Raw genomic sequence first — 25,934 nt, 5'->3', positions numbered from 1 at the left:
CTTTGTCTGCGCGGAACGCCCTTCATGTTCACCCCGGCGCCATGAACGCCGGAAGCGCATCAGATTTCAGATTTCTTCACCTGCTGCCAGGCCTCTTCCATCTGCTCCAGCGTGGCGTCTTCAAGCCGCAGCCCGCTTTGCTTGACGATCGCTTCCACCTGGCGGAAACGGCGCTCGAACTTGCGGTTCGCCGCCTGCAGCGCGTTCTCCGCCTTGTGGCCTAAATGGCGCGACAGGTTCACCGTGGCGAACAGCAGATCGCCGATCTCCTCTTCCAGCTTGCTCTCGTCGACCACCGCTTGGCGGGCTTCGTGCATCACTTCGTCGATCTCTTCGTACACTTTGTCCAGCACCGGGCCCAGGGTGTTCCAGTCGAAGCCGACCGAGGCGCAGCGTTTCTGGATCTTGTGCGCTTTCATCAACGCCGGCAGCGCCTGCGGAATGTCGTCCAGCACCGAGTGCAACGCTTTCTCGGCGCGCTCACCGGCCTTCAGCTGCTCCCAGCGCGCCGCCACGGCTTCGCTGTCTCCGCCCTCGGCGTCGCCGAAGATGTGCGGGTGACGGCGCTCCAGCTTGTCGCTGATGGCGGTGCACACCTCATCGAAATCGAACAGCCCCTGTTCCTGCCCCATCTGGGCGTAGAACACCACCTGAAACAGCAAGTCGCCCAGCTCGTCGCGCAGATCGGCGTAGTCCTGCCGCTCGATGGCGTCCAGCACTTCGTAAGTTTCTTCCAACGTATAAGGCGCAATGGTGGCGAAGGTTTGCTTGCGGTCCCACGAGCAGCCGATCTGCGGGTCGCGCAGCGTTTTCATGATGTTCAGCAGGCGCTGCAGCGGAGTGGATTGGGTCATAAAAAATCTCTGAAAAAGCATGGGGGTGCAGGGGAGCACCCGCCGAATTCATGGATTTCGGGCCGCATCCGCTATCGATACGACCCGAAAGGCGATGTGGGCTTAGTTGCCGTGCAGACGCTTGGCGTCTATCACGTCCGGCAGCTGGTTCAGCTTCGCCAGCACCCGGCTCAGCACCTGCTGGTTGTAGATTTCGATATCCATGTCGATGGTGGCCAACTGCTTCTTGGTGTCGCTGCGGCTGGCGACGCCCAGTACGTTGACCTTTTCGTTGGCCAGAATGGTGGTAATGTCGCGCAGCAGCCCGCTGCGATCGTTGGCCATCACGCGCACCACCAGCGAATAACCGCTGGAGTAGCTTTCACCCCATACCGCGTCAACGATGCGCTCCGGCGCGTGCGATTGCAGATCGACCAGCTGATCGCAGTCCGCACGGTGGATCGAAATACCGCGCCCCTGGGTGATAAAGCCGACGATGTCGTCGCCCGGGATCGGCTGGCAACAGCGGGCGATGTGGTGCATCAGATTGCCCACGCCCTCCACCACCACTCGGCCGTTGTCCTTGTTACGAGCCGGCGGCGGCGCTTTCTGCTGCACCAGCTGGCGCAGCGCCTCGCGATCCTGCTCTTCGGCGCTCGGCTTGTTGAACTTGCCCTGCAGGTAATTCACCATCTGGTTCAGGCGAATGTCCCCACCGCCGATCGCCGCCAACACCTCGTCCAGCGAGTTCATGTTGTAGCGCGGGATCAGCAGCTTCTCGGCCTCTTTCAGGCTGATGCCGAGATGCTCCAGTTCGTTGTCCAGCATCTGACGACCGGCGAGAATGTTCTTGTCGCGATCCTGCTTGCGGAACCAGTTATGGATCTTCGAGCGCCCGCGGCTGGTGGTGACATAGCCCAGGTTCGGGTTCAGCCAGTCGCGACTCGGGTTCGGCTGCTTCTGGGTGATGATCTCAATCTGATCGCCCATCTTCAGCTGATAGGTAAACGGCACGATGCGGCCGCCGATCTTGGCGCCGATACAGCGGTGACCGACGTCGCTGTGAATATGGTAAGCGAAATCGAGCGGCGTGGAGCCGGCCGGCAGATCCACCACGTCGCCTTTCGGCGTAAACACATAGACCCGATCGTCGAACACCTGGCTGCGCACTTCGTCGAGCATCTCGCCGGAGTCCGCCATCTCTTCCTGCCAGGCGATGAGCTTGCGCAGCCAGGCGATGCGTTCTTCGTAGCCGGAGCGCACGGTCACGCCCGCGCCCTCTTTGTACTTCCAGTGCGCGGCCACGCCCAGCTCGGCGTCTTCATGCATTTGCCGGGTGCGGATCTGAATCTCGACGGTTTTGCCGCGCGGCCCCAGCACCACGGTGTGGATCGACTGGTAGCCGTTGGGTTTCGGGTTGGCGACGTAGTCGTCGAACTCGTCCGGCAGATGGCGGAAGTGGGTATGCACGATGCCCAACGCCGCATAGCAATCCTGCAGGCGCTCCGCCACGATGCGCACCGCGCGCACGTCGAACAGTTCGTCAAACGCCAGGTGCTTTTTCTGCATCTTGCGCCAGATGCTGTAGATGTGTTTCGGCCGGCCGTAGATCTCCACCCGAATGCCTTCGCTGGCCATCTCGGTGCGCAGCCCGGCGACGAAATCGTCGATGAACTGTTCGCGATCGATGCGGCGCTCATGCAACAGCTTGGCGATGCGCTTGTATTCTTCCGGATGCAGGTAGCGGAAGCAGAAATCCTCCAGCTCCCACTTCAGCTGGCCGATGCCGAGCCGGTTGGCCAGCGGGGCATAGATGTTGGAACATTCTTTCGCCGCCAGCACGCGTTCGTCTTCCGGCGCGTCTTTCACCTCACGCAGATGGGCGATGCGCTCCGCCAGCTTGATGACCACGCAGCGGAAATCCTCCACCATCGCCAACAGCATGCGGCGCACGTTGTCGACCTGTTCGGAGGCCATCGAATCGTTTTGGGTGGCTTTCAGTTGGCGAATGGCGTCCATGTCGCGCACGCCGTGCACGAGCGCGACGATGCCCTTGCCGAACGCTTCGGTCAGGGTCTCTTCCTGCACGATGCCGGCGTCCACCAGCGGGAACAGCAGCGCGGCACGCATGCTGTCGTTGTCCATGCTCAGCGTCGAGAGGATTTCCACCATCTCCAAACCGCGCCACAGCAGCAGCGAGGCGTCGGGATGGTTCTGGGTCTGCTGCTCACAATAACGCCAGGTTGCGGCCAATCGCTCACATGACTGCGGGTTAGGTAGCCCCAAGCCGGCGATCCACTCATCGAGAGCGAATTCACCCGCCGTATTCAGATGTGCACTTCTTACCGCAACCATAACTTCTCCCTACTTTGCAGCGACCTCTGGCGCGCGCTCGTTGATAAACAGCGCCATTGATTCAAGATGCCCCGTGTGCGGAAACATATCCAACATCCGCACGCGCGCAAGACGATAACCGGCGCTCAACAGCACTTTGCTGTCGCGAGCCAGCGTGGTGGGGTTACAGGAAACATACACCACCCGCGCCGGCGCCAGTTTTACAATGTGTGACATCACCCCGGCCGCACCGGCACGGGCGGGATCCAGCATCACCTTATCAAACCCTTGTGCTGCCCAAGGTTGCCGCGCAACGTCGTCCTCCAGATTCTCGTGGAAGAACGATGCATTATTCAGCTTATTCTTATGTGCATTATATTGCCCATTCGCTACCAGCGTGGCAACACCTTCGATGCCCACCACCGCAGCGGCCCGGCGCGCCAACGGCAGGGTGAAGTTACCCATGCCGCAGAACAGGTCCAGCACCCGATCATTGGGTTGAATATCGAGCCATTCAAGGGCCTGCGCCACCATTTGTTGGTTTACGGCGTCATTGACCTGAATAAAGTCGCGCGGGCTGAAGTCTAAGCGTAGCCCGTCAACCTGATAATACGGCGTGTCACCGCACAGTTTCTCGACGCGATCGCTGTCCGGCGCCAGATAAACGGCGACGTTTTCCCGCTCGCCAAAGGCCAACAGCGCCTGCCGATCCGCCTCTTTCAGCGCGTCGAGATGGCGCAGCACCAGCAGCGGTCCATTATCCGCCAGCACCAGCTCCACATGCCCCAGCCGCCGTACCGCCTGCAGCCCGCTCAGGCAGGCGCGCACCGGCGCCAGCAGCTGTTCCAGCTCCGGCCGCAGCACCGGGCAGTGCTCCACCGCCACCAGCTCGCTGGAGGCCGCCTGTCGAAAACCCATCATCAGGCGCTGTGGCTTGGGCTGCCACGCCAGGCTCAGGCGGGCGCGGCGGCGATAGCCGTATTCCGGGCCGGCGATCACCGGTTCCTGCTGCGGGGTCACCCCGGTTTCGCGGGCGATCATGCGCACCAGCGCCGCCGCCTTGCTCTGCTGTTGCAGCGCCTCATCCGCATGCTGCTGCTGGCAGCCGCCGCAGACGCCGAAATGCGGGCAGCGCGGCGCCACCCGCTGCGGGCTGCGGCTCAGCAGGCGTTTGAGCTTGCCTTTGGCGAAGTGGCGCTTGTCTTCGGTCAGCTGGATTTCCGCCTGCTCGCCCGGCAATACGCCCGGCACGAACACCGCTTTGCCGTCGTGGCGCGCCACGCCCTGGCCGAAAGGATCGAGATCGCTCACCGTCACGGTGAAGATTTGTGAGCTCTGCCGGGTCGTCACGCGGCGTTTGGGAGAGTAGAATTGCGCCATATTTGTCGATTGTGTGCTGGTTCATTAAGCTAGTGTCAGCTGTCAATTCTCCCACATTGGAATCCCATGACCAAATACAGCCTGCGTGCGCGCATGATGATCCTGATTCTGGCCCCGACCTTGCTGATTGGTTTGCTGCTCAGCACCTTCTTCGTGGTGCACCGCTATAACGAGCTGCAGGAGCAATTGGTCGACGCCGGCGCCAGCATCATCGAGCCGCTGGCGGTGGCCAGCGAGTACGGCATGACGTTCCGCAGCCGCGAATCGGTCAGGCAACTGGTCAGCCTGTTGCACCGTCGCCATTCGGACATCGTGCGTTCGATCACCGTGTTCGATGCGCAGAATAATTTGTTCGTCACCTCCAATTATCATCACAACTTCGCTCAGCTACAGCTGCCGAAAGGCGTGCCGTTGCCCACCGAGCTGATGCTCACCCGACGCGGCGATTCGCTGATCCTGCGCACGCCGATCCTGTCGGAAAGCCAGTATCCGGATGAAACCGCCGACGGCGGCAGCCACCCCGACAACAACCTGGGCTATGTGGCGATCGAGCTGGATCTGCAGTCGGTGCGGCTGCAGCAATATAAAGAGGTGTTCGTCTCCACCCTGCTGCTGTTGCTGTGCATGTGCATCGCCATCCTGTTCGCTTACCGCCTGATGCGCGACGTGACCGGCCCGATCCGCAACATGGTGAACACCGTCGACCGCATCCGCCGCGGCCAGCTCGACAGCCGCGTGGAGGGCTACATGCTCGGCGAGCTGCACATGCTGAAGAACGGCATCAACTCGATGGCGATGTCGCTCACCGCCTATCACGAAGAGATGCAGCAGAACATCGATCAGGCCACCTCCGATCTGCGTGAAACCCTGGAGCAGATGGAGATCCAGAACGTCGAGCTGGATCTGGCGAAAAAACGCGCGCAGGAGGCGGCGCGCATCAAGTCCGAATTCCTGGCCAACATGTCGCACGAGCTGCGTACTCCGCTCAACGGCGTGATCGGCTTCACCCGCCAGATGCTGAAAACCGATCTGAGCGCGACCCAGACCGATTATTTGCAGACCATCGAACGCTCGGCCAACAACCTGCTGACCATCATCAACGACGTGCTGGACTTCTCCAAGCTGGAAGCCGGCAAGCTGGTGCTGGAGCATATTCCTTTTGCCCTGCGTGAAACGCTGGACGAAGTGGTGGTGTTGCTGGCGCCCAGCGCCCACGACAAGGGGCTGGAGCTGACGCTGGATGTACACAACGACGTGCCGGAGCAGGTGATCGGCGACTCGCTGCGTCTGCAGCAAATCATCACCAACCTGCTGGGCAACGCCATCAAGTTCACCGAAACCGGCAATATCGACATTCGCGTCGAGCTGCGCAAACAGCTGGATCGCCGGGTGGAAGTGGAAGTGCAGATCCACGACACCGGCATCGGCATCTCCGAACGCCAGCAGTCGCAGCTGTTCCAGGCGTTCCGTCAGGCGGACGCCAGCATCTCCCGCCGCCACGGCGGTACCGGGCTGGGGCTGGTGATCACGCAAAAACTGGTGAAAGAAATGGGGGGCGATATCTGCTTCCACAGCCAGTTGAACCGCGGCTCGACCTTCTGGTTCCATATCACGCTGGATCTGAACGAGGGCATGCTGTCGCTGGCGCCGAGCCTGCCGGATCTGAGCGGCAAAACGCTCGCCTATATCGAGTCCAACCCGACGGCGGCGCAGGCGACGCTCAACATGCTCAGCATCACGCAGCTGGTGATCACCCACTCGCCGACGCTGGGCCAGTTGCCGCCAGGCCACTATGACTTCCTGCTGGCGGGCGTGCCCATCCCGTTCCGCGACAACATGGCGCAGCACGAGGACAAATTGCTGGCCTCGCTGAAGCTGGCCGATCGGGTGATTCTGGCGCTGCCGTGCCAGGCGCAGATCGACGCCGAGCTGCTTAAACAACAAGGCGCGCTCGGCTGTCTGATCAAGCCGATCACCAGCACCCGACTGTTCCCGCTGCTCCGGATGGAAGCGCCGGCACGCCTCACCGCGCAGCCTGAGCGTAAACGCCTGCCGCTGACGGTGATGGCGGTTGACGACAACCCGGCCAACCTGAAGTTGATCGGCACGCTGCTGGGGGAACAGGTAGAAAAAACCCTGCTGTGCGAGAGCGGTGAGGAAGCGCTGGCGCTGGCGCGCGACAACGTGCTGGATCTGATCCTGATGGACATTCAGATGCCGAAGATGGACGGTATTCACGCCAGTGAATTGATCCGCCAGCTGCCGCATCACAACTCCACGCCGATCGTCGCCGTTACCGCCCATGCCGCCAGCGGCGAGCGCGAGCACCTGCTGCAGGCCGGGATGGACGACTATCTGGCCAAACCGATCGACGAGAAAATGCTGACCCGCGTGCTGTCGCGCTACCACAGCGGCGACGTGGAAAACGCCATCGCCGACGACGCACCGCTGTCGCTCGACTGGCCGCTGGCACTGCGTCAAGCGGCCAACAAACCGGACCTGGCGCGCGATCTGCTGCAAATGCTGCTCGATTTCCTGCCGCAGGTGCGCGAACGGGTACAGGCACTGCTCGACGGCCAGCATGACGACGAGATCCTCGATCTGGTCCATAAGCTGCACGGCAGCTGCAGCTACAGCGGCGTGCCGCGCCTCAAGCAGCTGTGTTTCTACCTCGAGCGGCAGCTGCGTCAGGGCATCACCAACGACGAACTGGAGCCGGAGTGGCTGGAGCTGTTGGATGAGATTGAACTGGTGATCCACGCGGCGCGCGCGCATCTGGCGCAACCCGCCTGAATCCTCAGGCCATAACGCAAAAAGGCACGCCGCAGCGTGCCTTTGTTTTTAACGCCTGACGCCTATCACTGCGCCAGCAGGTACAGCTGGCTCTCGCCGCGCTGAATATTCAACGCCAGTACCGACGGCTTGCTGTCGAGGATTTTACGCAGCTCACCCAGGTTCTGGATCGGCTGTTGGTTCACGCCCAGGATCACGTCGCCCTTTTTCAGGCCGATGCGCGCCGCGGCGCTGCCGGCTTTCACGCTGTCGACCTTGACGCCCTTCACGTTGCCAACCTGGGTATTGCTCAGCTCGGCGCCTTCGATGCCGGTGTAGATATTGCCCGAGGCCACCTGGGTCTGCGCGCTTTGCTCCAGCGTGACGTCAATCGTCACCGGCTTGCCGTCGCGAATAATGCCCAGCGACATCTTGCTGCCGACCGGCAGCGTGCCGATCTCCGCCCGGAACGAGGCGAAGCTGGAGATGGCCTTGCCGTTCATGGTGACGATCACGTCGCCGGCCTTGATGCCCGCCTTCGCCGCAGAAGACTTCGGCATCACCTGGCTGACGAAGGCCCCGCGCTGCGCGTCGACCTTCATCGCCTTGGCCAGCTCAGAGTTCAGCTCGGTACCCATGATGCCCAGCTCGCCGCGTTTCACCTGGCCATATTCGACCATTTGCGCCGTCAGGTTTTTCACCATGTTGCTCGGAATGGCAAAGCCGATACCGATGTTACCGCCGTCCGGCGCCAGGATCGCTGTGTTGATGCCGATCAGCTCACCGTTCAGGTTAACCAGCGCCCCCCCGGAGTTACCGCGGTTGATCGCCGCATCGGTCTGGATAAAGTTTTCGTAGTTTTCGATGTTCAGGCCGCTGCGCCCCAGGGCGGATACGATACCTGAAGTGGCGGTTTCACCCAGCCCGTACGGGTTGCCGATCGCCACGGTGTAATCGCCGACGCGCAGCTGATCGGAATCCGCCATCTTGATCGCCGTCAGGTTCTTGAAGTCTTTCAGCTGGATCAGTGCGATATCGGAACGCGGATCCTTGCCGATCACCTTGGCGTCGAAACGGCGGCCGTCGCTCAGCTGCACCTGGATCTTGTTGGCGTTGTCCACCACGTGGTTATTGGTCACCACGTAGCCCTTGGCGGCATCGATGACCACCCCGGCGCCCAGCGCCTGGAATTTCTGCTGCGTGCCTTGCGGCTGGCCATCCGGCCCAGGCTGTTCGCCGCCCTGACACATCGGCGAGCCCTGGAACGGCGAGCCGTCCTGGCAGAACGGCGAATCTTCGCCGAAGAACTGTTGGAACTGCTGCGGCATGCGCGGCGTATTGACCGTGGTGCTGCCCTCAACGTTAATGCTCACCACGGAAGGCATTACCTTTTCCAGCATCGGCGCCAGGCTCGGCAGCTGTTGGGTGCTGGATGAGGCGGTTTCAGCGGCGCTGGCCGTGACCGGGCCCATCGCCATACCGATACTGAATGCCAGTGCGCTCAGAACTAATGCGGTTTTTTTCATCTGTGTGTCTCTTATAAAGTCGTTCAAAAAGAATGGCTGTCTTGCGTGCTTATTCAGAGTTAATTAATAGCCCGAAGTTCCGGCACAGATGATTGGCAATAGTAAACAAATATTGTCCGTCTTTACAAAACTCGAGACAGCCAACCAATTGGAATTGCTGAATTTATTCTTCAGCGTAATTATTCCGCCGCCATCAATCGACGATATTCGTCATAGGCGTAAAGGTCGGTCATTCCACTGATATAGTCCTGCAATAAACGCGCGCGGAAATAATATTCCCGAATGGCTTGCTGCTCCGGCGATAAATGCTGCAGCCCCTCTACCGCCTCCGCATACGCCAGCCGATGCTTGGTGGACAGCTTGTGGAACAGGCGCGTTTCGATCGGGTAAGCGCGATGGCTGTCCTCGCGCACCAGTTGGCTGAAGTCCGCCAGCGACATCGCCAACAGTGGGCTGTAAATGTCCAGCAGGCCGCTGATCACCCGGTAGCCTTGCAGCTCGAGTTGCTCGACCTCCGGGTGGTTGAACACGTGCTTGAACGCCACATTTTTAAATATTTTCAGCAGCCGGTACGCCGGGCTGGAGTCCTCCAGCAGCGCCTGATTGAAACTGCCCTGATAGACCGCGTCCAGATTGTCGATAAAGCGCTGCGCCGCGTGCGGCACCAGCCGCGCCACGGTAAACACCCGCAGATACATGAAGAACTGATCTTCCGCGCTGCGCCGCGCGCCGCCGCGATCGATCTTGCGAAACGCGCTGGCGACGGTCTTGTCGAACAGATCGCCCGGCACCACCTCGCCCCACTCCTGAATCAGGTGCTGATACAGCTGCTCGACGGTGAAAATGCTCTTCTCCACCGCGTCTTCCAGATCGGCCACGCAGTACGAGATATCGTCGGCGGCCTCCATGATATAGGTCAGCGGGAAACGATCGAACTCGCCCATGTGCAGCTCGCGCCGCAGCCGATCGACGAAGGCCTCTTCCGCCAGATAGTAGCCGGGCTTTTTCATCAGGTAACTGTGGCTGGCGGGGATGTCGCTCGCCCAGTAGGCCGGGCGGGTGTATTTCAAAATGCAGCCGACCTGCGCGTAGGTCAGGTTGAGCTTGAGCAGGCTGTACACCATGCGGATCGCCTGGGCATTGCCCTCGAAGTGGCTGAGATCCTGACGGATCCGGCTGCGCAGCCGGTTCAGATCGCTCTCCCCCTCATGCAGGCGCAGCGTCGCCACCTGGCAGCGATCGTGGCTGCCCGGCTCGCTGCCGCAGCTGGCGGGATCGAGCCGTTGGGCGAACCAGTCGTTGATCGCCGACTCGCCGAAGTGACCGAACGGCGGATTGCCGATGTCGTGCATCAGGCAGGCCATTTCCACGATGCTTTCAAACGGATCGAGCAGCCGGGTCAGGCCGAGCTCATCAATTCTCCCCGCCTGTTTGAAGCGGTTGAGGATCTCTTTGGCAATGTGGCGCCCAACCTGCTGCACCTCCATCGAGTGCGTCAGGCGGCTGCGTACCGCCGCGTTGCGCTCCAGCGGAAACACCTGGGTTTTTTGCTGCAGACGGCGAATGGCGGCCGAGTTGACGATGCGCCCGCGATCGCTCTCGAACTGCCGCACGATGTCGTACTCTTCCTCGGCCTCGATCGGTTTGCTGAAAGGCCGTTGGAAGCTGATTTTTTGCTTGAAGTCGATCCCGGACATCTGTTTCTCCGCCGTTGCACCCTGCCCCCGTGATAACAATTCCCGGCAGCGGATGCAACGCATTATCTCTCATACACAGCCATGATAGACTATGCCGCAATTCTCACGGCCAATCAGCGAGTGTTATTTATGAAAGTAGGCATCATCGGCGCAATGGAGCAGGAAGTCACCCTGCTGCGCGATCAAATCGAAAACCGTCAAACCATCCAGCGCGCGGGCTGCGAAATCTACACCGGCCAGATCGGCAGCGTTGACGTGGCCCTGCTGAAATCCGGCATCGGCAAAGTCTCGGCAGCCATGGGCACCACCCTGCTGCTGGAACACTGCAGCCCGGATCTGGTGATCAACACCGGTTCAGCCGGCGGCCTGGCCAGCAGCCTGCGCGTGGGCGATATCGTGGTGTCGGAAGAAGTGCGCTACCACGACGCCGACGTCACCGCCTTCGGCTACGAGCCGGGCCAGATGGCCGGCTGCCCGGCGGCGTTCGTCGCCGACGACGCGCTGATCGCGCTGGCAGAAGGCTGCATCAAACAGCTGGATCTGCACGCGGTGCGCGGCCTGATCTGCAGCGGTGACGCCTTCATCAACGGCGCCGAGCCGCTGGCGCGCATTCGCGCCACCTTCCCGCGCGTCGCCGCCGTGGAAATGGAAGCCGCAGCGATCGCCCACGTCTGCCATCTGTTCGGTACGCCGTTCGTGGTGGTGCGCGCCATTTCCGACGTCGCCGACAGCGAGTCGCACATGAGCTTCGACGAGTTTCTGGTGGTAGCGGCCAAGCAGTCTACGCTGATGGTCAACGCCATGCTGCAAACCCTGGCCAAGCGCGGTTGATGTGAGGCTGCGCTTCACCTCGATGCTCTGTCTGTTGGCGCTCTGGCTGGCCATGCCGGCCGGCGCCGCTCAGCGGGTGATCAGCCTGGCGCCCAACGCGACCGAACTCGCCTATGCCGCCGGCATGGGCGATGTGCTGGTGGCGGCGAGCGCCTATTCCGATTATCCGCCGCAGGCCGCCAAGCTGGAGCAGGTGGCCTCCTGGCAGGGCATCAATCTGGAGCGGGTGCTGGCGCTCAAGCCGGATCTGATCCTCGCCTGGCGCGGCGGCAATCCGCAGCGCGTGCTGGATCAGCTCGCCGCGTTCGGCATCCCGATCTTCTATGCGGACGCCGACACCCTCGAAGGGATCGCCGGTTTGCTGGACAAGCTGGCGCAATACAGCCCGCACCCGGAGCAGGCGCATCAGGCGGCGGAAGGCCTTCGCCGCCAGTTCGCCGCTCTCAAACAACAGTATGCCGCTAACCCATCGCGGCGCGTGCTGCTGCAGTTCGGCACCCAGCCGCTGTTCACCAGCGCCGGCGCCACATTGCAGAGCCAGGTGCTGGCGCTGTGCGGCGGGCAGAACGTCTTCGCCGACAGCCGCACCCCTTGGCCGCAGATCAGCCGCGAGCAGGTGTTGGCGCGCCAGCCGCAGGCCATCGTCATCACCGGGGGCGCGAAAGAAGCCGCCAGTGTGAAAGCTTTCTGGGCCCCGCAGCTGCAGGTGCCGGTGATCGCGCTGAACGAAGACTGGTTCAACCGCGGCGGGCCGCGCATTGCGTTGGCGGCGCAGCAGCTGTGCCGCCAATTGGCGGAGATCCGCTGATGCTGGTGTTCTGGTTGGATATTCTCGGCACGGCGGTATTCGCCGTCTCCGGCGTGCTGCTGGCCGGTAAGCTGCGCATGGATCCCTTCGGCGTGCTGGTATTGGGCGTGGTCACAGCGGTCGGCGGCGGCACTATCCGCGACATGGCGCTGGCCAACGGCCCGGTGTTCTGGGTCAAGGATCCCACCGATCTGGTGGTGGCGATGATCACCTGCGTCTTGACGCTGCTGCTGGTGCGCCAGCCGCGCCGTCTGCCGAAGTGGGTGCTGCCGGTGCTGGACGCCGTCGGGCTGGCGGTGTTCGTCGGCATCGGCGTCAACAAGGCCTTCGCGGCCGGCACCGGCCCGCTGGTGGCAATCTGCATGGGAGTGATCACCGGCGTCGGCGGCGGCATTATCCGCGACGTGCTGGCGCGCGAGATCCCGATGATCCTGCGCACCGAAATTTACGCCACCGCCTGCATCATCGGCGGCATCGTGCACGCCACGGCGTTTTACACCTTCCACATGCCGCTGCAACAGGCCATGATGCTGGGCATGATCATCACCCTGGCCATTCGGCTGGCGGCCATCCGCTGGCACCTCAAACTGCCCGCCTTTATTCTCGAACGCTGAGCCGTCGCCCTGCGGGGCGACGCTTGGCAACGCCGCGCCTGGTGATTTATTAGACTATTAACGGGGTTGATGGTATTATTTTCCACCGAAAAATAGCGTAGTGACGATGTAAAATTCTGTTATCCGCAGGTTAATTCCTTTCCCACGCTGTTAAAACTTTTTAACTTTTTGCCGATAAGTCATCACAAGATGGCTTACGGATGACTATTCCCGCAATGATGAAAAAAATTCTGCTTGCCTGCTGTGGCACCCTGCTGAGTGGCGCCGCGTATGCCGATGCCGTCAGCGGCCAGATCGGCGTTACCCTGACCATTGAACCGCAATGCACCGTGCGCCTCGAGGCCGCCGCCCCACAGGCCGAATGCAGCCACGCGACGGCGCAGCCGAACATCATCCACAGCCCATCGGCACAGGCGAACGGTGCGGAAGTGATCCTCGTGGAATGGTAGGCATAAAAAAACCCGCCGGCCGTAAGGCGAGCGGGTTGATATTCTGACAGGCAAACTCAGATGCTGAACGACGAACCGCAACCGCAGGTGGTTTTGGCATTCGGATTGGTCACCACGAAGCGCGACCCTTCCAGCCCTTCGGTGTAGTCCACCGAGCCGCCGACCAGATACTGCAGGCTCATCGGATCAACCACCAGCGCCACGCCCTGCTTCTCGATGGTCATGTCGCCATCGTTGACCTTGTCGTCAAAAGTGAAGCCGTACTGGAATCCGCTGCAGCCGCCGCCGGTAATGTAAACCCGCAACTTCAGGTTCGGATTTTCTTCGTCAGCAATCAGGAACTTAACCTTGCTTGCTGCTGCCTCGGTAAATTGCAGGGGCAGTGCCGTTTGATCACTCATACTCTTTACTCCCAACATTGTTCAGCATCAGATCGCGACTATGGCTGCCTGATTAATATTAACGATTATCCGATACCTGAGTGTTGCGTTCAAGTATTCACCGCATTTGTTGTATTTTCCTTACCTGTTTTCTCCGCCGCTTCCCGCGCCAGCTGCGCCTCCTGCCTTTGCAGCGTGCGGGCCAGGATCGACGAATACAGCGGCTTGCCACCGAGCAGCTGCGCCACCACCGTGGCGCCGAGGCAGGTGATGATCATCGGTAAAATCAGTTGGTAGTTGTCGGTCATTTCCAGTACCAGCACGATGCCGGTCAGCGGGGCGCGCACCGTGGCGGCGAACAGTGCCCCCATGCCGGCGATGGCGAAGGTGCCCGCCTCGATGCCGTACTGCGGGAACAGATGCGCCCCCGCCAGCCCAAAGGCGGTGCCGAACAGCGTGCCCAGCGCCAGCATCGGCGCAAAGATGCCGCCCGGCGCGCCGGAGCCGAAGCACAGCAGCGTAGTGAAGATGCGGGTGATAAAGATAAACATCAACATGCCGACGCTGTAATTGCCCGCCGCGGCGATCGGGATCAGCCCAAAGCCGCCACCCGCCGCCTCCGGCTGGATCAGCCCCAGAATGCCGCACACGCCGCCGAGCAGCCCGCCCATCAGCAAGATATTGCGCATTCTGCCGCCGTGCAGGCGCGCAAACATGTCTTGAGTGCGGAAGATCAGCGCGTTGAATCCCACGCCCACCGCACCGAATATCGCCCCCAGCACCAGATAGAGCCACAGGGTATTGATGGGCGCCGAAGAAAGTTTGTCGACCGCGATCACCGATCCCTGGCCGTTAAACAGCTGGAACACCACGCTCGACATAATAACGCCGATAAACACCGCTTTAATCGAGATCAGGTTGTAGCGGAACTGCGGCCGCATCTCTTCGATGATGAACAAGATGCCGGCCAGCGGCGCGTTGAACGCGGCGGACAGCCCGGCGGCGGCCCCGGTCGCCAACAGCGTATGACGCGCCTCGGCGCCGCGAATGCGCAGCACGTCCAATACCATGCGCCCGACGTTGCCGCCCATTTGCACCGTGGGGCCTTCGCGCCCCAGCACCATGCCCGCCCCCAGCGTGCCCATGCCACCGATGAATTTCACCGGGATCACGCGCCACCAGCGTACCGGCCGCAGCTCCTCCAGCGCGCCTTCGATCTCCGGAATGCCCGAGCCGCCCGCCTCAGGCGCAAAGCGCCGCACCAGGTAATAGCCCAGCGCCGCCAGCGCGGCGGACAGGATAAACGCCAGCGGCCACACCAGGAGCCAGGAGTCGGCGACCTGCGCCAACGAAGCCAGCCGCTGCTGCTGCACCCATTCCACCGCCTTATCGAAGGCCACGCCGAGCAAACCGGCCAGCGTCCCCACCAGCGCGGCCATCACCAGGATCGCCACCGGGGTCTTATCGCGGCGAATAAACTGACGCACCGCATCGCTGCGGCTAAGACGCGGGCTCAACGTCCCGACTGGCTGTGATTGTGATTCCGTCATCGCGAGTAATTCGTCAGGTAATTTGTAATACAAATAGGCAAGGCGGTTATTCTACCCCAACCCGATGGCGGGCGCTGCCGTTAATGGTATCTGACTGTGATCGTTTCATAACGCGGCGCTCTCCTCTAGAATAGCGCGGTCAAATCATTCAAAAGAGAATCCAGGAGCCGATTTATGAGCCTACACAGCAAGTCCGAAAGTCTGTACGCCCAGGCGCAACAGTTGATCCCCGGTGGGGTGAACTCTCCGGTGCGTGCATTCACCGGCGTAGGCGGTGTGCCGCTGTTTATCGAGCGGGCTGACGGGGCTTACCTGTTCGATGCCGACGGCAAGGCCTATATCGACTATGTCGGTTCCTGGGGGCCGATGGTGCTGGGGCACAACCACCCGGCGATCCGCGACGCGGTGATCGAAGCGGCGCAGCGCGGCCTGAGCTTCGGCGCGCCGACCGAGATGGAAGTCAAAATGGCGCAGCTGGTCACCGAACTGGTGCCTACCATGGATATGGTGCGTATGGTGAACTCGGGCACCGAAGCCACCATGAGCGCCATCCGCCTGGCGCGCGGCTACACCAACCGCGACAAAATCATCAAGTTCGAAGGCTGCTACCACGGCCACGCCGACTGCCTGCTGGTGAAAGCCGGTTCCGGCGCGCTGACCCTCGGCCAGCCGAACTCACCGGGCGTGCCGGCCGACTTCGCCAAGCACACCCTGACCTGCACCTATAACGACCTGGATTCGGTGCGCGCCGCCTTCGAGCAGTACCCGTCCGAGATCGCCTGTATCATCGTCGAGCCGGTTGCCGGCAACATGAACTGCGTGCCGCCGCTGCCGGAATTCCTGCCGGGCCTGCGCGCATTGTGCGACAAGTACGGCGCGCTCTTGATCATCGATGAAGTGATGACCGGTTTCCGCGTGGCGCTGGCCGGCGCGCAGTCCTATTACGGCGTCGAGCCGGATCTGACCTGCCTCGGCAAAATCATCGGCGGCGGCATGCCGGTGGGCGCCTTCGGCGGCCGCCGCGACGTGATGGACGCGTTGGCGCCGACCGGCCCGGTCTACCAGGCAGGCACCCTGTCCGGCAACCCGATCGCCATGGCGGCGGGCTATGCCTGCCTGACCGAAGTATCACAGGTAGGCGTACACCAGACGCTGACCGAACTGACCGAAATGCTGGCTGCAGGCCTGCTGCATGCGGCGCAGGAAGAGAATATCCCGCTGGTGGTCAACAACGTCGGCGGCATGTTCGGCCTGTTCTTCACCGAGGCGCCGACAGTGACCTGCTATCAGGACGTGATGCAGTGCGATGTGGAACGCTTCAAGCGTTTCTTCCACCTGATGCTGGAGGAAGGGGTGTATCTGGCGCCGTCCGCCTTCGAAGCGGGCTTCATGTCCGTGGCGCACAGCAAGGAAGACATTCAGCGCACCATCGACGCCGCGCGTCGCTGCTTCGCCAAGCTGTAATCCCGGCCGAATGGCCAAAAAAACGGGCGCCTCGGCGCCCGTTTTGTTTTTCGCAGCCGCTTAAAGCAGCGTGCCGTAAATGGTCAACAGCGCCACCACCACCACGATGATCATCGTCACCTTGCGCGCCAGCGTCACCGCCGCCCGCGGCGTTTGCACCGGATCCATATGCGGATCGCGCGCCAGCGAGAACTGCGCCAGCCGCGTCAGCACCTGATACGACGACGAATGCCGATCCCCCAGCGAGGCGAACCAGGCCGGCAGCGCACGCTCGCCGTGGCCGAACAGCGCGTAGGCCACCCCAGCCAAACGCACCGGGATCCAGTCCAGCCAGTTCAGCAGATGATCGATACCCGACTGCGAACGCTCCAGCGGCGTATTGTGGCGCGCCAGCCAGGTTTGATAGGCGCGCAGGAAGGCATACCCCGCCAACGCGATCGGCCCGTAAGGCCCAAAGACCACGAACCAGAACAGCGGCGCCAGGTAATAGCGGAAGTTGATCCACAGCAGCGCGTTTTGCAGCTCGCGCAGGCGCAGCTCTTCGCTGCAGTCCACCGGCAAACCGTGGATCAACGCCAGCTCTTCCGCCATCTGATCGCTGGCGTGAGTATCGCCCTGCCGCGCCGCTTTCAGGTAGGCGCGGTAGTGTTTGCGCTTGATGCCGGCGCCGACGCACAGCAGATCGATGACGATCCACAGCAGCAGCGTCACCACGCCGAAGAACAACCCGTGAGACAGCCACAGAACGCCCCAGACGATCACCATCCAAGCGGCGGTCATCGCCAGCGTCTGCGCCAGCGAAACCCGATGCAGCCGCTGAAACACCACTTCGAGACGGTGATCCAACTGCCAGTGTTCTCCCAGCTTAAACAGGCGCTCCCAGGCCAAAACCAGCAACAGCGTAAACAGCGTCATTAGCGATTCCTCTCCCTTTTTCTTGTCTCAAGCATAGCGTCGGCGGGCGCGTCGCGTTGTTCCAGAGATGCCAGATAGCGATCCCAATCGAACGCCGGCCCGGGATCGGTCTTGCGGCCGGGGGCGATATCGCAATGCCCGGCGATATTGGCCACCAGCGGCGGATAATGTTCGGCCAGCAGCGCGGTGACCGCCTGCAGCGTGCGGTATTGCGCCTCGGTGTAAGGCAACAGGTCGGTGCCTTCCAGCTCGATGCCGATGGAGAAATCGTTGCACCGATCGCGCCCCTGATACAGAGAAACGCCCGCGTGCCAGGCGCGCTGGTCGAAGGGCACATACTGCACGATCTCCCCGTCGCGGCGGATCAGACAGTGCGCCGACACCCGCAGCTGATGGATCTCGGCGAAATAGGGGTGCTGCGCGGGATCGAGCGTGCCGGTAAACAGCTGGTCGATATAGGGGCCGCCGAATTCGCCGGGCGGCAGGCTGATGTTGTGGATGACCAGCAGCGAGGGGGGCTCGTCATCCGGACGCCGATCGCAGTGCGGCGACACCACTCGCGTCACCCCGACAATCCAGCCATTTTCCAACTGCATCAGACACCTCTCTGCGGTGGTACTTATTCCTGCAACAGAGTAGCATGTTCCCCTACGATCTAACCGTCCATTTCGGAGTTTTCCATGCCGCCACGCCGCTACAGTGCCGACAGTCGCCGCACCGAGCTTCTTGAACGAATTGAAAGTGATATTCCCTATGCCGTCGCCCAGGCGCTGCGCGAAGACCTGGGGGGTGAAGTCGACGCCGGGCGCGATATTACCGCGCAATTGTTACCGGCGGACAAGCAGGCCGAAGCCACCGTCATCACCCGCGAAGCCGGCATATTCTGTGGCCGCCGCTGGCTGAATGAGGTCTTTATTCAATTGGGCAACCAGGTGCTGGTGGAGTGGCTGGTGGCTGACGGCGACCGTCTGACGCCGAACCAACCGCTTTGCCGGCTGCGCGGCCCCGCGCGGGTGATGCTGACCGGCGAGCGCACCGCGCTGAACTTCGTGCAGACGCTCTCCGGCGTGGCGACCGAGGTCAACCGCTACGTGGCCCTGCTGGAAGGCACCCGGACTCGCCTGCTCGATACCCGCAAGACCCTGCCCGGCCTGCGCACCGCGCTGAAATACGCCGTACTGTGCGGGGGGGGCAGCAACCATCGGCTGGGGCTGTCCGACGCCTTCCTGATCAAGGAAAACCACATCATCGCCTCCGGCTCTATCAAGAACGCGGTGGAAAAAGCCTTTTGGCTGCACGCCGACGTGCCGGTGGAAGTGGAGGTCGAATCGCTCGATGAGCTGCAGCAGGCGCTGGATGCCGGTGCCGATATCATCATGCTGGACAACTTCAGCGTCGAGATGATGCGTCAGGCGGTCGCCCAAACCCAGGGCCGCGCCCAGCTGGAGGTGTCCGGCAACGTCACCAGCGAGACGCTGCGCACCTTTGCCGAGACCGGCGTGGATTACATTTCGGTCGGCGCGCTGACCAAGCACATCACTGCACTCGATCTGTCGATGCGCTTCAAATGATCCCCCTCGCCCCCGGCCGCTGTCGGGGGCGTTACCGTAAAATTGCGAACCTCCTCCCACCGTTTTTTTCACCGCTGCAAACGACATCATTACTGATGGAAGCGCGCCGAGAAACGCGCAAAAGCCCCTCGCCGAGCCTCCGAGCAAGCCGCTACCGTTGTCTTCCACACCCCAATGGAGAAAACAACGCATGGAAACGCAACGCGGCTTTACCCTGATAGAACTGATGGTGGTGATCGCCATCATCGCCATCCTCAGCGCCATCGGCATCCCTGCCTACCAGCGCTACATCCAGAAAGCGGCAATGACCGACATGCTGCAAACCATGGCGCCGTATAAACTGGCGGTCGAGCTGTGCGTGCTGGACGAAGGCGCCCCCACCGGCTGTGAGGCCGGCAGCAAAGGCATTCCCACCGGCGGCGCGTCGCGTTACGTCAGCGGGGTGAAAGTCGCCAAAGGCGTGATCACGCTGACCGGCACCCAAACGCTGCAGGGGCTGGCGGTGGCATTAACCCCCAAAGCGAACGCCGATGGGCTGACCCGCTGGAGCCGGCTGTGCAGCAGCGAAAACGCAACGCTGGTTGAGGTGTGCCAGGAAGTCTTCCGCTTCGACAACGCGGCGGAGTAACGGCGATGAACGCGCAAATCAGCGAAGAGGTTCACGCCCTGTGCCGGCGCTATCAGGCGTTGGCGCTGAACGAAGACCCGACCACTCTCACGATCGCGCTCAACGAAGAAGCGCCGCAGGGGCTGCTGGCGGCGCTGCGTTTCGCCACCGGCAAACGCATCCATCTGGAACATTGGCCGGCGGCCAGGCTGGAGCAGGCACTGAACCAACGCCACGAATCGCTGCCGGCGCCGCTGGCAGCCGAAGAAGACACCGCCGACATCGCCTACCCCGACGACGGCGATGCGCCGGTGGTGCAGTTCATCAACCAGACGCTGCGTCTGGCCATCCAGCGCCGCGCCTCGGATATCCACTTCGAGCCCTTTCGGCAGCATTTTCGCATTCGCCTGCGCATCGACGGCGTGCTGCAAACCCTCGCCTCACCGCCGCCGCAGCTGGCCGCGCGCCTCATCGCCCGGCTGAAGATCCTCGGCCAGTTGGATATCGCCGAGCGCCGTCAGCCTCAGGACGGGCAACTCAGCCTGACGCTGGACAGCGCGCGCTATGCCATGCGTATCGCCACCCTACCGACGCTGCACGGCGAAAAGGTGGTGCTGCGCGTTCAGCAAGGTGAGCAGCAGGAGCTGCCGCTGGATCAACTGGGCATGGGCCGGGCGGATCTGGCGCGCTACGCGGCGGCGCTGGCCTGCCCGCAAGGTTTGATCCTGGTGACCGGCCCGACCGGCAGCGGCAAGACGGTCACGCTGTACAGCGGTCTGCGCCAGTTGAACGATGCGCAAAGCAACCTGTGCAGCGTCGAGGATCCGATCGAGATACCGCTGTTCGGCGTCAATCAAACCCAGATCAACGCCAAAACCGAGCTGAGTTTCGCCCGGGTGCTGCGCGCCCTGCTGCGCCAGGATCCGGATGTCATCATGATCGGCGAGATCCGCGATGCGGAAACCGCCGAGATTGCAGTCAAGGCCGCGCAAACCGGCCACCTGGTGCTGTCGACGCTGCATACCAACTCCACCGGCGAAACCCTGACGCGGCTAATGCACATGGGTATCCCCGGCTACCTGCTCGCCGGCTGCCTGAAGCTGGTCATCGCACAGCGGCTGGTGCGCAGGCTGTGTCGCCACTGCCGCTACCCGCACAGCCAGCCGACGCATTTTCCTGCCTCGGTCTGGCCGGAGCCGCTGATCGCCTGGCGCGCCGACGGCTGCGAACATTGCTTCGGCGGCTACTATGGGCGCATCGGCGTGTATGAGCTGTTGGCCATTACGCCGGAAATACAGGCGGCGTTGCTGACGAACACCGCGCCCAGCCTGCTGGCGGATGTCGCCCGCGAGCAGGGGCAGCTTTCGCTGCTGCAGGCCGGGCTGGCGCTGGCCAGCGAAGGCACGACCTCGCTGGAAGAACTGTACCGCGTGATCGACGTCGTCCAGCTCGGCGTAACCGCGCCATGAAAGCGCGCCGGCTGTTCCTTTGGCAGGCTTTCGACGCCCAGGGCGCCTTGCGCCGCGGCGAACTGATGAGCGATGAAAAACGGCAGGTGAGCCGGTTACTGATCGAACAAGGCCTGCAACCTTGGCGGATTGGGCACGGCAAACGCATCACGCCCGGCCAGTGGCGCGGAGAACCCTTAATCCACTTCACCCGCCAACTTGCCACCCTGTTGCAGGCCGGGTTGCCGCTGGTCAATACGCTGCAGCTGCTGGCGGCAGAGCATCCTTCGGCAGCCTGGCGTTGCCTGTTGCGCCAGTTGGCAGAGCAGGTGCGCGAAGGGCAGCCGCTCTCCGAAACCCTTGCCGCGCAGCCAGGCGTTTTTCCACTTATCTATCGCCAACTGATCGCCATCGGCGAACTGACCGGCAACCTCGATCGCTGCTGCCTGCAGCTGGCACAACAACAGGAAGCCCAGCTGATGCTGCGCCGCAAAGTGACCAAAGCGCTGCGGTATCCCCTCTTCATCTGTGCGGTGGCGCTGCTGGTCAGCGTGCTGATGCTGGTGATGGTGCTGCCGGAATTCGCCAAGGTTTATCAGTCGTTCGATGCCCCGCTGCCCTGGTTTACCCAAGGGTTATTGGGGGTGTCCGCGCTGCTGATCGCCGTTGGCCCCTATTTGGCGCTGCTGCTCGGCGCATTGCTGCTCGGCTATTGCCGCTGGTTGCATCCACACCCGCCATGGCGCCGACGTGAACAGGCCGCCTTGCTGCGCCTGCCGCTGATCGCCCGGCTGGTGAGCGGCGGCGCGCTGAGCCAAACCTTTCGTATTCTGACCATGACCCAACGCGCGGGGCTGACGCTGGTGGAAGGGTTGAACGCGGCGGCACTGGCGGCGGATCATCTGCTGTACCGACAGGCGCTGGAGCAGGTGCAGCGGCAGATCGCCGAAGGCGAGGCGTTTCATCATGCCCTGGGCCTGCAACCGCTGTTTCCGCCGCTGTGCCGGCAACTGGTGCGGGTGGGCGAAGAATCCGGTTCGCTGGACGCCTTGCTGGATAAATTGGCGCAGTGGTACGAACGGCAGACGCACGAGCTGGCCGATACGCTGGCGCAAACGCTGGAGCCACTGCTGATGCTGGTGGTGGGCGGGATTGTCGGTGCTTTGGTGATCGCCATGTACCTGCCTATTTTTCAACTGGGCAGCGTGCTGGGATAAAAAAGAGGATAGCGGGCGCCGCTGTGCGCTGCGCCCGAATGCAAGGTGCGGCTTATTTGCTGCCGAAGACACGGTTTTCCTGCTCCGCCACGCGGATAAAGGTGGTGCGCTTGGTCAACTCTTTCAGGCGCTCGGCACCAACGTAGGTGCAGGCGGAACGCAGGCCGCCGAGGATATCGCGCACGGTAAACTCCACCTCGCCACGCAGCGGCAGCTTGACGGTTTTGCCTTCGGCCGCGCGATACTCCGCCACACCGCCGACGTGGCGTTTCATCGCCGACTCGGAGCTCATGCCGTAGAACAGCATGAACTTCTCGCCGTTCTCTTCCACCACGGTGCCTTCGCACTCGTCGTGGCCGGCCAGCATGCCGCCCAGCATCACAAAGTCAGCACCGCCGCCGAAGGCTTTGGCAACGTCGCCCGGCACCGAGCAGCCGCCGTCGCTGACGATTTGGCCGCCCAGCCCGTGGGCCGCATCGGCGCATTCGATCACCGCCGACAGCTGCGGGTAGCCCACGCCGGTCTTCACGCGGGTGGTACAGACTGAACCCGGGCCGATGCCGACCTTAACGATATCGGCGCCGGAGAGGATAAGCTCTTCCACCATCTCGCCGGTCACCACGTTGCCGGCGCAGATCACGTGATTCGGGCAGGCTTCGCGCGCTTTCTGCAGGAAGTCGACGAAATGTTCAGAGTAGCCGTTGGCCACGTCGATGCAGATGAATTTCAGCGCCGGAGACAGGGCCAGGATCTGCTGCATTTTGACGAAGTCGGCTTCGGAAGTGCCGGTGGACACCATCACGTGGCGCAGCACCGATTCCGGCATGCGCTGCACGAAGTCAGCCCATTGCTCGACGCTGTAATGTTTGTGTACCGCGGTGAGAACGTCGAAAGAAGCCAGGGCCTCTGCCATGCGGAAGGTGCCCACCGTGTCCATGTTGGCGGCGATAATCGGCACACCGGACCAGCTGCAACCTGAATGCTTGAAGGTAAACTGACGTTCCAGTTCAACCTCGGAGCGGCTTTTCAGCGTAGAGCGCTTAGGGCGGATCAACACGTCTTTAAAGCCCAACTTCAAATCTTCTTCAATACGCATGACTTATGATGTCCTGGTTAATGGCGACGGATCGCAAGGAGGATGTTCGAATCTCTGCCCGACGGCTTTCCGGTGGCGCAAAAAGACGGCGGCGAGATTAATGCCAGTTCCAGTGACGTTATAATACGCGCTAATAATCGCCGAACAAGACTGCGAATTCGCCTTTATTTACGCTACAATCCGACAAATTTACCTGCATAACCGCAGTGTGATTGCCCGCTCATTTTTGCCGTGCCGCTGCGCTTTTTCTCGCCGTCCGATCGGTGCCGATGCGCAAGCGCCGCCTGCCGACTTGCACTTCTGCGCGATCGCTTTATGATTCGACTATTATTTTTTTATGAACATCGGATGCACCTAACACCATGGCCTACATTGTTGCGTTGACCGGGGGCATAGGCAGCGGCAAGACGACCGTCGCGAACGCCTTTGCGCGCCACGGCGCAACCCTCGTCGATGCCGACGTGATCGCCCGTCAGGTCGTCGAGCCGGGCACCCCTGCTTTGGCCGCGATCGCCGAGCGATTTGGTAATGAAATGTTGCTGCCGGACGGCGCATTGAACCGCGCTGCGCTGCGTCAGCGCATCTTTAGCCATCCCGATGACAAAACCTGGCTGAACCAGCTGCTGCATCCGCTGATACACCGTGAAACCCAGCGCCAACTGGCGCAGGCCACCAGCCCGTACGCGCTGTGGGTGGTGCCGCTGCTGGTGGAAAACGGTCTGCAAGATCGCGCCGATCGGGTGCTGGTGATCGACGTCGACGCCGAAACCCAGCTGGCTCGCACCATCGCGCGCGACGGCGTCAGCCGTGAGCAAGCGCAGAGCATTCTCGCCGCCCAGGCCACGCGCCGGCAGCGCCTCGCCGTGGCGGATGACATTATTGACAACAGCGGCGCCGCTCAGGGGATAGAGCCACAGGTCGCCGCACTGCATCGTCGCTACCTTGAACTGGCGGCAACAGCGCCCCAACAGGATTAAACTGCATGAGTGATGTTTCCCCAACCGTTCTCTTTGAACACCCGCTGAACGAAAAAATGCGCACCTGGCTACGCATCGAATTTCTGCTGCAACAGCTGCACGGCCAACGCGCCCTGAGTGAAACCGCCATCGCCCTCACCTTCTTTCGCACCGTCTCCGACTTGCTGGACGTGCTGGAGCGCGGCGAAGTGCGCACCGAACTGCTCAAAGAGCTGGAGCGCCAGCAGCAGAAACTGTTGGCCTGGGCCGATGTGCCGGGCGTGGATATGGCGCTGATCGACCAGCTGCGCGGCCAGTTGAAGTCGCGCTCATCGGCGCTGATGGCGGCGCCGCGCCTCGGCCAGGCGCTGCGCGAAGATCGGCTGATCGGCCTGGTGCGCCAGCGGCTGAACATTCCCGGCGGCTGCTGCAGCTTCGATCTGCCAACCCTGCACATGTGGATGCACGCGCCGCAGCAGGATCGCGATGCCGACGTCGCCACCTGGCTGCAGTCGCTGGATCCGCTGAACCAGGCGCTGATCATGGTGTTGGATCTGATCCGTCAGTCGGGGCCGTTCCGCAATCAAATTAGCCTGAACGGCTTTTTCCAGGACAACGCCGAAGGGGCAGATCTGCTGCGCCTGCGCCTCCATCTGGCGCCGCAGCTTTATCCGCAGATTTCCGGCCACAAGACCCGCTATGCCATTCGTTTCCTGCCGCTGGATAGCGAAAATGGCGTGGTGCCTGAACGCCTGACGTTCGAACTGGCCTGTTGTTGAACTTGTGCAAGAAAGCCTTCCCAGCACTGACAGAAGGCGTAAGGAACCGTTATGACGACCGTAGTAAAATGCCCAACCTGTGGCACCGGCGTGGTTTGGGGTGAAGTCAGCCCGTTCCGGCCGTTTTGCAGCAAGCGCTGCCAGCTGATCGATCTTGGCGAGTGGGCTGATGAAGAGAAACGTATTCCGAGCAACAGCGATCTGTCGGAAAGCGAAGACTGGAGTGAAATGGACGATCGTTGATCGTCCACGATTGGCCTGGCGCCCGCCAGGCCAACCTTGTTATTGCGCGGCGTTCGCCTGCGCCACCAGCAGCTGAATAATGCCGGCATTGGCTTCCGGGAACTCGTCTTCACGCAGCTCCGCCTGTTTAACCCAGCGCATCGGTTGCCCCTCGCGGCCGTACGGCTCGCCCGCCCAGGCTTCCACCAGATAAAAATTCAGCGTCACGATGCGATCGCTGAAGCGGTGCTCCACCACCTCCAACAGTTCGGCGCGTTCGGCTTCGATACCGGTCTCTTCCCGCAGTTCGCGGCTCAGCGCCTGCTCCGGCGTTTCACCCTGTTCGATCTTGCCACCGGGGAACTCCCAGAATCCGGCCATGTGCGCGTCGGCGGCGCGGCGGGTAATAAAGATCTCCCGTTGCGCATTACGGATGATGCCCACGGCGATATTCAGATGTTTCATCTCACCCTCCTGATGGGTGT

The 25,934-nt window shown here is 62.0% G+C and carries 24 protein-coding genes; 13 read left to right on the top strand and 11 right to left on the bottom strand.

Features of this window, described 5'->3' with window-relative positions; genetic code table 11:
• Positions 1-59: 59 nt before the first annotated feature.
• From mazG to rlmD, 3 genes are all read right to left on the bottom strand, one after another.
• Positions 60-854 (bottom strand): nucleoside triphosphate pyrophosphohydrolase, encoded by a 795-nt coding sequence (gene mazG / locus C3F38_RS05975; RefSeq protein ID WP_048233755.1) that lies wholly within the window; start codon positions 852-854, stop codon positions 60-62.
• A gap of 102 nt (positions 855-956) precedes the next feature.
• Positions 957-3,188 carry a GTP diphosphokinase gene (gene relA, locus C3F38_RS05970; protein WP_038873545.1) on the bottom strand — a complete coding sequence of 744 codons (2,232 nt, stop codon included), beginning with the start codon at positions 3,186-3,188 and terminating at the stop codon, positions 957-959.
• Positions 3,189-3,197: 9 nt separating this feature from the next.
• On the bottom strand, positions 3,198-4,547 hold the full coding sequence (rlmD, locus tag C3F38_RS05965) for a 23S rRNA (uracil(1939)-C(5))-methyltransferase RlmD (protein ID WP_038873541.1): 1,350 nt from the start codon (positions 4,545-4,547) through the stop codon (positions 3,198-3,200).
• Between the two features lie 66 nt (positions 4,548-4,613).
• On the opposite strand from rlmD, the gene barA reads away from it, so the two are divergent.
• Complete coding sequence (barA, locus tag C3F38_RS05960) at positions 4,614-7,340, top strand: two-component sensor histidine kinase BarA (protein ID WP_038873538.1); 2,727 nt, start codon at positions 4,614-4,616, stop codon at positions 7,338-7,340.
• 65 nt (positions 7,341-7,405) lie between these two features.
• On the opposite strand, the gene degP is transcribed toward barA, so the two are convergent.
• Together degP and dgt are read right to left on the bottom strand one after the other, a co-directional pair.
• Positions 7,406-8,845 carry a serine endoprotease DegP gene (gene degP / locus C3F38_RS05955; RefSeq protein WP_033637134.1) on the bottom strand — a complete coding sequence of 480 codons (1,440 nt, stop codon included), beginning with the start codon at positions 8,843-8,845 and terminating at the stop codon, positions 7,406-7,408.
• Positions 8,846-9,024: 179 nt separating this feature from the next.
• Entirely contained in the window at positions 9,025-10,542 is a 1,518-nt protein-coding gene (gene dgt, locus C3F38_RS05950) for a dGTPase (protein ID WP_025301593.1), read from the bottom strand.
• 129 nt (positions 10,543-10,671) lie between these two features.
• On the opposite strand from dgt, the gene mtnN reads away from it, so the two are divergent.
• From mtnN to C3F38_RS05930, 4 genes are all read left to right on the top strand, one after another.
• On the top strand, positions 10,672-11,373 hold the full coding sequence (gene mtnN, locus C3F38_RS05945) for a 5'-methylthioadenosine/S-adenosylhomocysteine nucleosidase (RefSeq protein WP_038873535.1): 702 nt from the start codon (positions 10,672-10,674) through the stop codon (positions 11,371-11,373).
• Positions 11,374-11,395: 22 nt separating this feature from the next.
• Positions 11,396-12,181 carry a vitamin B12 ABC transporter substrate-binding protein BtuF gene (btuF, locus tag C3F38_RS05940; protein WP_038873532.1) on the top strand — a complete coding sequence of 262 codons (786 nt, stop codon included), beginning with the start codon at positions 11,396-11,398 and terminating at the stop codon, positions 12,179-12,181.
• Positions 12,181-12,795, top strand: coding sequence for a TRIC cation channel family protein (locus C3F38_RS05935; protein ID WP_038873529.1), 615 nt, complete (start codon positions 12,181-12,183; stop codon positions 12,793-12,795). The genes btuF and C3F38_RS05935 overlap by 1 nt, the downstream gene beginning before the upstream one ends.
• 215 nt (positions 12,796-13,010) lie before the next feature.
• Positions 13,011-13,244, top strand: a complete 234-nt coding sequence (locus C3F38_RS05930) for a hypothetical protein (RefSeq protein ID WP_055316077.1) — start codon at positions 13,011-13,013, stop codon at positions 13,242-13,244.
• A gap of 56 nt (positions 13,245-13,300) precedes the next feature.
• Here the strand turns inward: C3F38_RS05930 and erpA are convergent, their stop codons facing one another.
• Positions 13,301-13,645: an iron-sulfur cluster insertion protein ErpA gene (gene erpA, locus C3F38_RS05925; protein ID WP_033649222.1), complete on the bottom strand. Its 345-nt coding sequence runs from the start codon at positions 13,643-13,645 to the stop codon at positions 13,301-13,303.
• Positions 13,646-13,734: 89 nt separating this feature from the next.
• Positions 13,735-15,174 (bottom strand): H(+)/Cl(-) exchange transporter ClcA, encoded by a 1,440-nt coding sequence (clcA, locus tag C3F38_RS05920; RefSeq protein WP_047728941.1) that lies wholly within the window; start codon positions 15,172-15,174, stop codon positions 13,735-13,737.
• A gap of 174 nt (positions 15,175-15,348) precedes the next feature.
• Between clcA and hemL the strand changes: the two genes are divergently transcribed.
• A complete protein-coding gene (hemL, locus tag C3F38_RS05915; protein WP_038873520.1) occupies positions 15,349-16,638 on the top strand; it encodes a glutamate-1-semialdehyde 2,1-aminomutase in 1,290 nt (429 codons plus the stop codon).
• Positions 16,639-16,698: 60 nt separating this feature from the next.
• Here hemL and ampE read toward each other — a convergent pair whose 3' ends face one another.
• Together ampE and ampD are read right to left on the bottom strand one after the other, a co-directional pair.
• Positions 16,699-17,553 carry a beta-lactamase regulator AmpE gene (gene ampE / locus C3F38_RS05910; RefSeq protein ID WP_033631795.1) on the bottom strand — a complete coding sequence of 285 codons (855 nt, stop codon included), beginning with the start codon at positions 17,551-17,553 and terminating at the stop codon, positions 16,699-16,701.
• Entirely contained in the window at positions 17,553-18,149 is a 597-nt protein-coding gene (ampD, locus tag C3F38_RS05905) for a 1,6-anhydro-N-acetylmuramyl-L-alanine amidase AmpD (protein ID WP_038873516.1), read from the bottom strand. Before ampD ends, ampE begins: the two co-directional genes overlap by 1 nt.
• A gap of 84 nt (positions 18,150-18,233) precedes the next feature.
• Between ampD and nadC the strand changes: the two genes are divergently transcribed.
• The 4 genes from nadC to hofC all read left to right on the top strand — a co-directional run bounded on the left by nadC (position 18,234) and on the right by hofC (position 22,396).
• Positions 18,234-19,124 (top strand): carboxylating nicotinate-nucleotide diphosphorylase, encoded by an 891-nt coding sequence (nadC, locus tag C3F38_RS05900; protein ID WP_038873514.1) that lies wholly within the window; start codon positions 18,234-18,236, stop codon positions 19,122-19,124.
• 190 nt (positions 19,125-19,314) lie between these two features.
• Entirely contained in the window at positions 19,315-19,752 is a 438-nt protein-coding gene (gene ppdD, locus C3F38_RS05895; protein WP_038873512.1) for a prepilin peptidase-dependent pilin, read from the top strand.
• A 5-nt stretch (positions 19,753-19,757) separates the two neighbouring features.
• Entirely contained in the window at positions 19,758-21,200 is a 1,443-nt protein-coding gene (gene gspE, locus C3F38_RS05890) for a type II secretion system protein GspE (protein ID WP_038873510.1), read from the top strand.
• A complete protein-coding gene (gene hofC, locus C3F38_RS05885) occupies positions 21,197-22,396 on the top strand; it encodes a protein transport protein HofC (protein WP_038873508.1) in 1,200 nt (399 codons plus the stop codon). Before gspE ends, hofC begins: the two co-directional genes overlap by 4 nt.
• A 52-nt stretch (positions 22,397-22,448) precedes the next feature.
• On the opposite strand, the gene C3F38_RS05880 is transcribed toward hofC, so the two are convergent.
• Positions 22,449-23,492, bottom strand: coding sequence for a GMP reductase (locus C3F38_RS05880; RefSeq protein ID WP_048232649.1), 1,044 nt, complete (start codon positions 23,490-23,492; stop codon positions 22,449-22,451).
• A 362-nt stretch (positions 23,493-23,854) separates the two neighbouring features.
• Here C3F38_RS05880 and coaE point away from each other — a divergent pair, with 362 nt between their 5' ends.
• The 3 genes from coaE to yacG are packed head-to-tail and all read left to right on the top strand — an operon-like array spanning position 23,855 to position 25,470.
• Positions 23,855-24,469 carry a dephospho-CoA kinase gene (coaE, locus tag C3F38_RS05875; protein ID WP_049196041.1) on the top strand — a complete coding sequence of 205 codons (615 nt, stop codon included), beginning with the start codon at positions 23,855-23,857 and terminating at the stop codon, positions 24,467-24,469.
• A 5-nt stretch (positions 24,470-24,474) separates the two neighbouring features.
• Positions 24,475-25,227 carry a cell division protein ZapD gene (gene zapD / locus C3F38_RS05870; RefSeq protein WP_038873498.1) on the top strand — a complete coding sequence of 251 codons (753 nt, stop codon included), beginning with the start codon at positions 24,475-24,477 and terminating at the stop codon, positions 25,225-25,227.
• A gap of 51 nt (positions 25,228-25,278) precedes the next feature.
• Positions 25,279-25,470: a DNA gyrase inhibitor YacG gene (gene yacG, locus C3F38_RS05865; protein WP_004932737.1), complete on the top strand. Its 192-nt coding sequence runs from the start codon at positions 25,279-25,281 to the stop codon at positions 25,468-25,470.
• A 39-nt stretch (positions 25,471-25,509) separates the two neighbouring features.
• Here yacG and mutT read toward each other — a convergent pair whose 3' ends face one another.
• On the bottom strand, positions 25,510-25,914 hold the full coding sequence (mutT, locus tag C3F38_RS05860) for an 8-oxo-dGTP diphosphatase MutT (RefSeq protein ID WP_038873496.1): 405 nt from the start codon (positions 25,912-25,914) through the stop codon (positions 25,510-25,512).
• Positions 25,915-25,934: the final 20 nt, after the last annotated feature.

It is taken from the genome of Serratia sp. SSNIH1, assembly GCF_002935055.1.
GTDB lineage: Bacteria > Pseudomonadota > Gammaproteobacteria > Enterobacterales > Enterobacteriaceae > Serratia > Serratia nevei.
This window is presented reverse-complemented; position numbering and strand designations above follow the sequence as displayed.

Coding starts and splice junctions, on each gene's coding strand:
- hemL (WP_038873520.1), top strand. CDS start 15,349: ATGAGCCTACACAGCAAGTCCGAAAGTCTGTACGCCCAGGCGCAACAG.
- rlmD (WP_038873541.1), bottom strand. CDS start 4,547: ATGGCGCAATTCTACTCTCCCAAACGCCGCGTGACGACCCGGCAGAGC.
- mazG (WP_048233755.1), bottom strand. CDS start 854: ATGACCCAATCCACTCCGCTGCAGCGCCTGCTGAACATCATGAAAACG.
- C3F38_RS05930 (WP_055316077.1), top strand. CDS start 13,011: ATGATGAAAAAAATTCTGCTTGCCTGCTGTGGCACCCTGCTGAGTGGC.
- yacG (WP_004932737.1), top strand. CDS start 25,279: ATGACGACCGTAGTAAAATGCCCAACCTGTGGCACCGGCGTGGTTTGG.
- C3F38_RS05935 (WP_038873529.1), top strand. CDS start 12,181: ATGCTGGTGTTCTGGTTGGATATTCTCGGCACGGCGGTATTCGCCGTC.
- ampD (WP_038873516.1), bottom strand. CDS start 18,149: ATGCAGTTGGAAAATGGCTGGATTGTCGGGGTGACGCGAGTGGTGTCG.
- barA (WP_038873538.1), top strand. CDS start 4,614: ATGACCAAATACAGCCTGCGTGCGCGCATGATGATCCTGATTCTGGCC.
- mutT (WP_038873496.1), bottom strand. CDS start 25,914: ATGAAACATCTGAATATCGCCGTGGGCATCATCCGTAATGCGCAACGG.
- mtnN (WP_038873535.1), top strand. CDS start 10,672: ATGAAAGTAGGCATCATCGGCGCAATGGAGCAGGAAGTCACCCTGCTG.
- coaE (WP_049196041.1), top strand. CDS start 23,855: ATGGCCTACATTGTTGCGTTGACCGGGGGCATAGGCAGCGGCAAGACG.
- hofC (WP_038873508.1), top strand. CDS start 21,197: ATGAAAGCGCGCCGGCTGTTCCTTTGGCAGGCTTTCGACGCCCAGGGC.
- relA (WP_038873545.1), bottom strand. CDS start 3,188: ATGGTTGCGGTAAGAAGTGCACATCTGAATACGGCGGGTGAATTCGCT.
- C3F38_RS05880 (WP_048232649.1), bottom strand. CDS start 23,492: ATGCGTATTGAAGAAGATTTGAAGTTGGGCTTTAAAGACGTGTTGATC.
- btuF (WP_038873532.1), top strand. CDS start 11,396: ATGCTCTGTCTGTTGGCGCTCTGGCTGGCCATGCCGGCCGGCGCCGCT.
- ppdD (WP_038873512.1), top strand. CDS start 19,315: ATGGAAACGCAACGCGGCTTTACCCTGATAGAACTGATGGTGGTGATC.
- gspE (WP_038873510.1), top strand. CDS start 19,758: ATGAACGCGCAAATCAGCGAAGAGGTTCACGCCCTGTGCCGGCGCTAT.
- nadC (WP_038873514.1), top strand. CDS start 18,234: ATGCCGCCACGCCGCTACAGTGCCGACAGTCGCCGCACCGAGCTTCTT.
- erpA (WP_033649222.1), bottom strand. CDS start 13,645: ATGAGTGATCAAACGGCACTGCCCCTGCAATTTACCGAGGCAGCAGCA.
- clcA (WP_047728941.1), bottom strand. CDS start 15,174: ATGACGGAATCACAATCACAGCCAGTCGGGACGTTGAGCCCGCGTCTT.
- ampE (WP_033631795.1), bottom strand. CDS start 17,553: ATGACGCTGTTTACGCTGTTGCTGGTTTTGGCCTGGGAGCGCCTGTTT.
- degP (WP_033637134.1), bottom strand. CDS start 8,845: ATGAAAAAAACCGCATTAGTTCTGAGCGCACTGGCATTCAGTATCGGT.
- zapD (WP_038873498.1), top strand. CDS start 24,475: ATGAGTGATGTTTCCCCAACCGTTCTCTTTGAACACCCGCTGAACGAA.
- dgt (WP_025301593.1), bottom strand. CDS start 10,542: ATGTCCGGGATCGACTTCAAGCAAAAAATCAGCTTCCAACGGCCTTTC.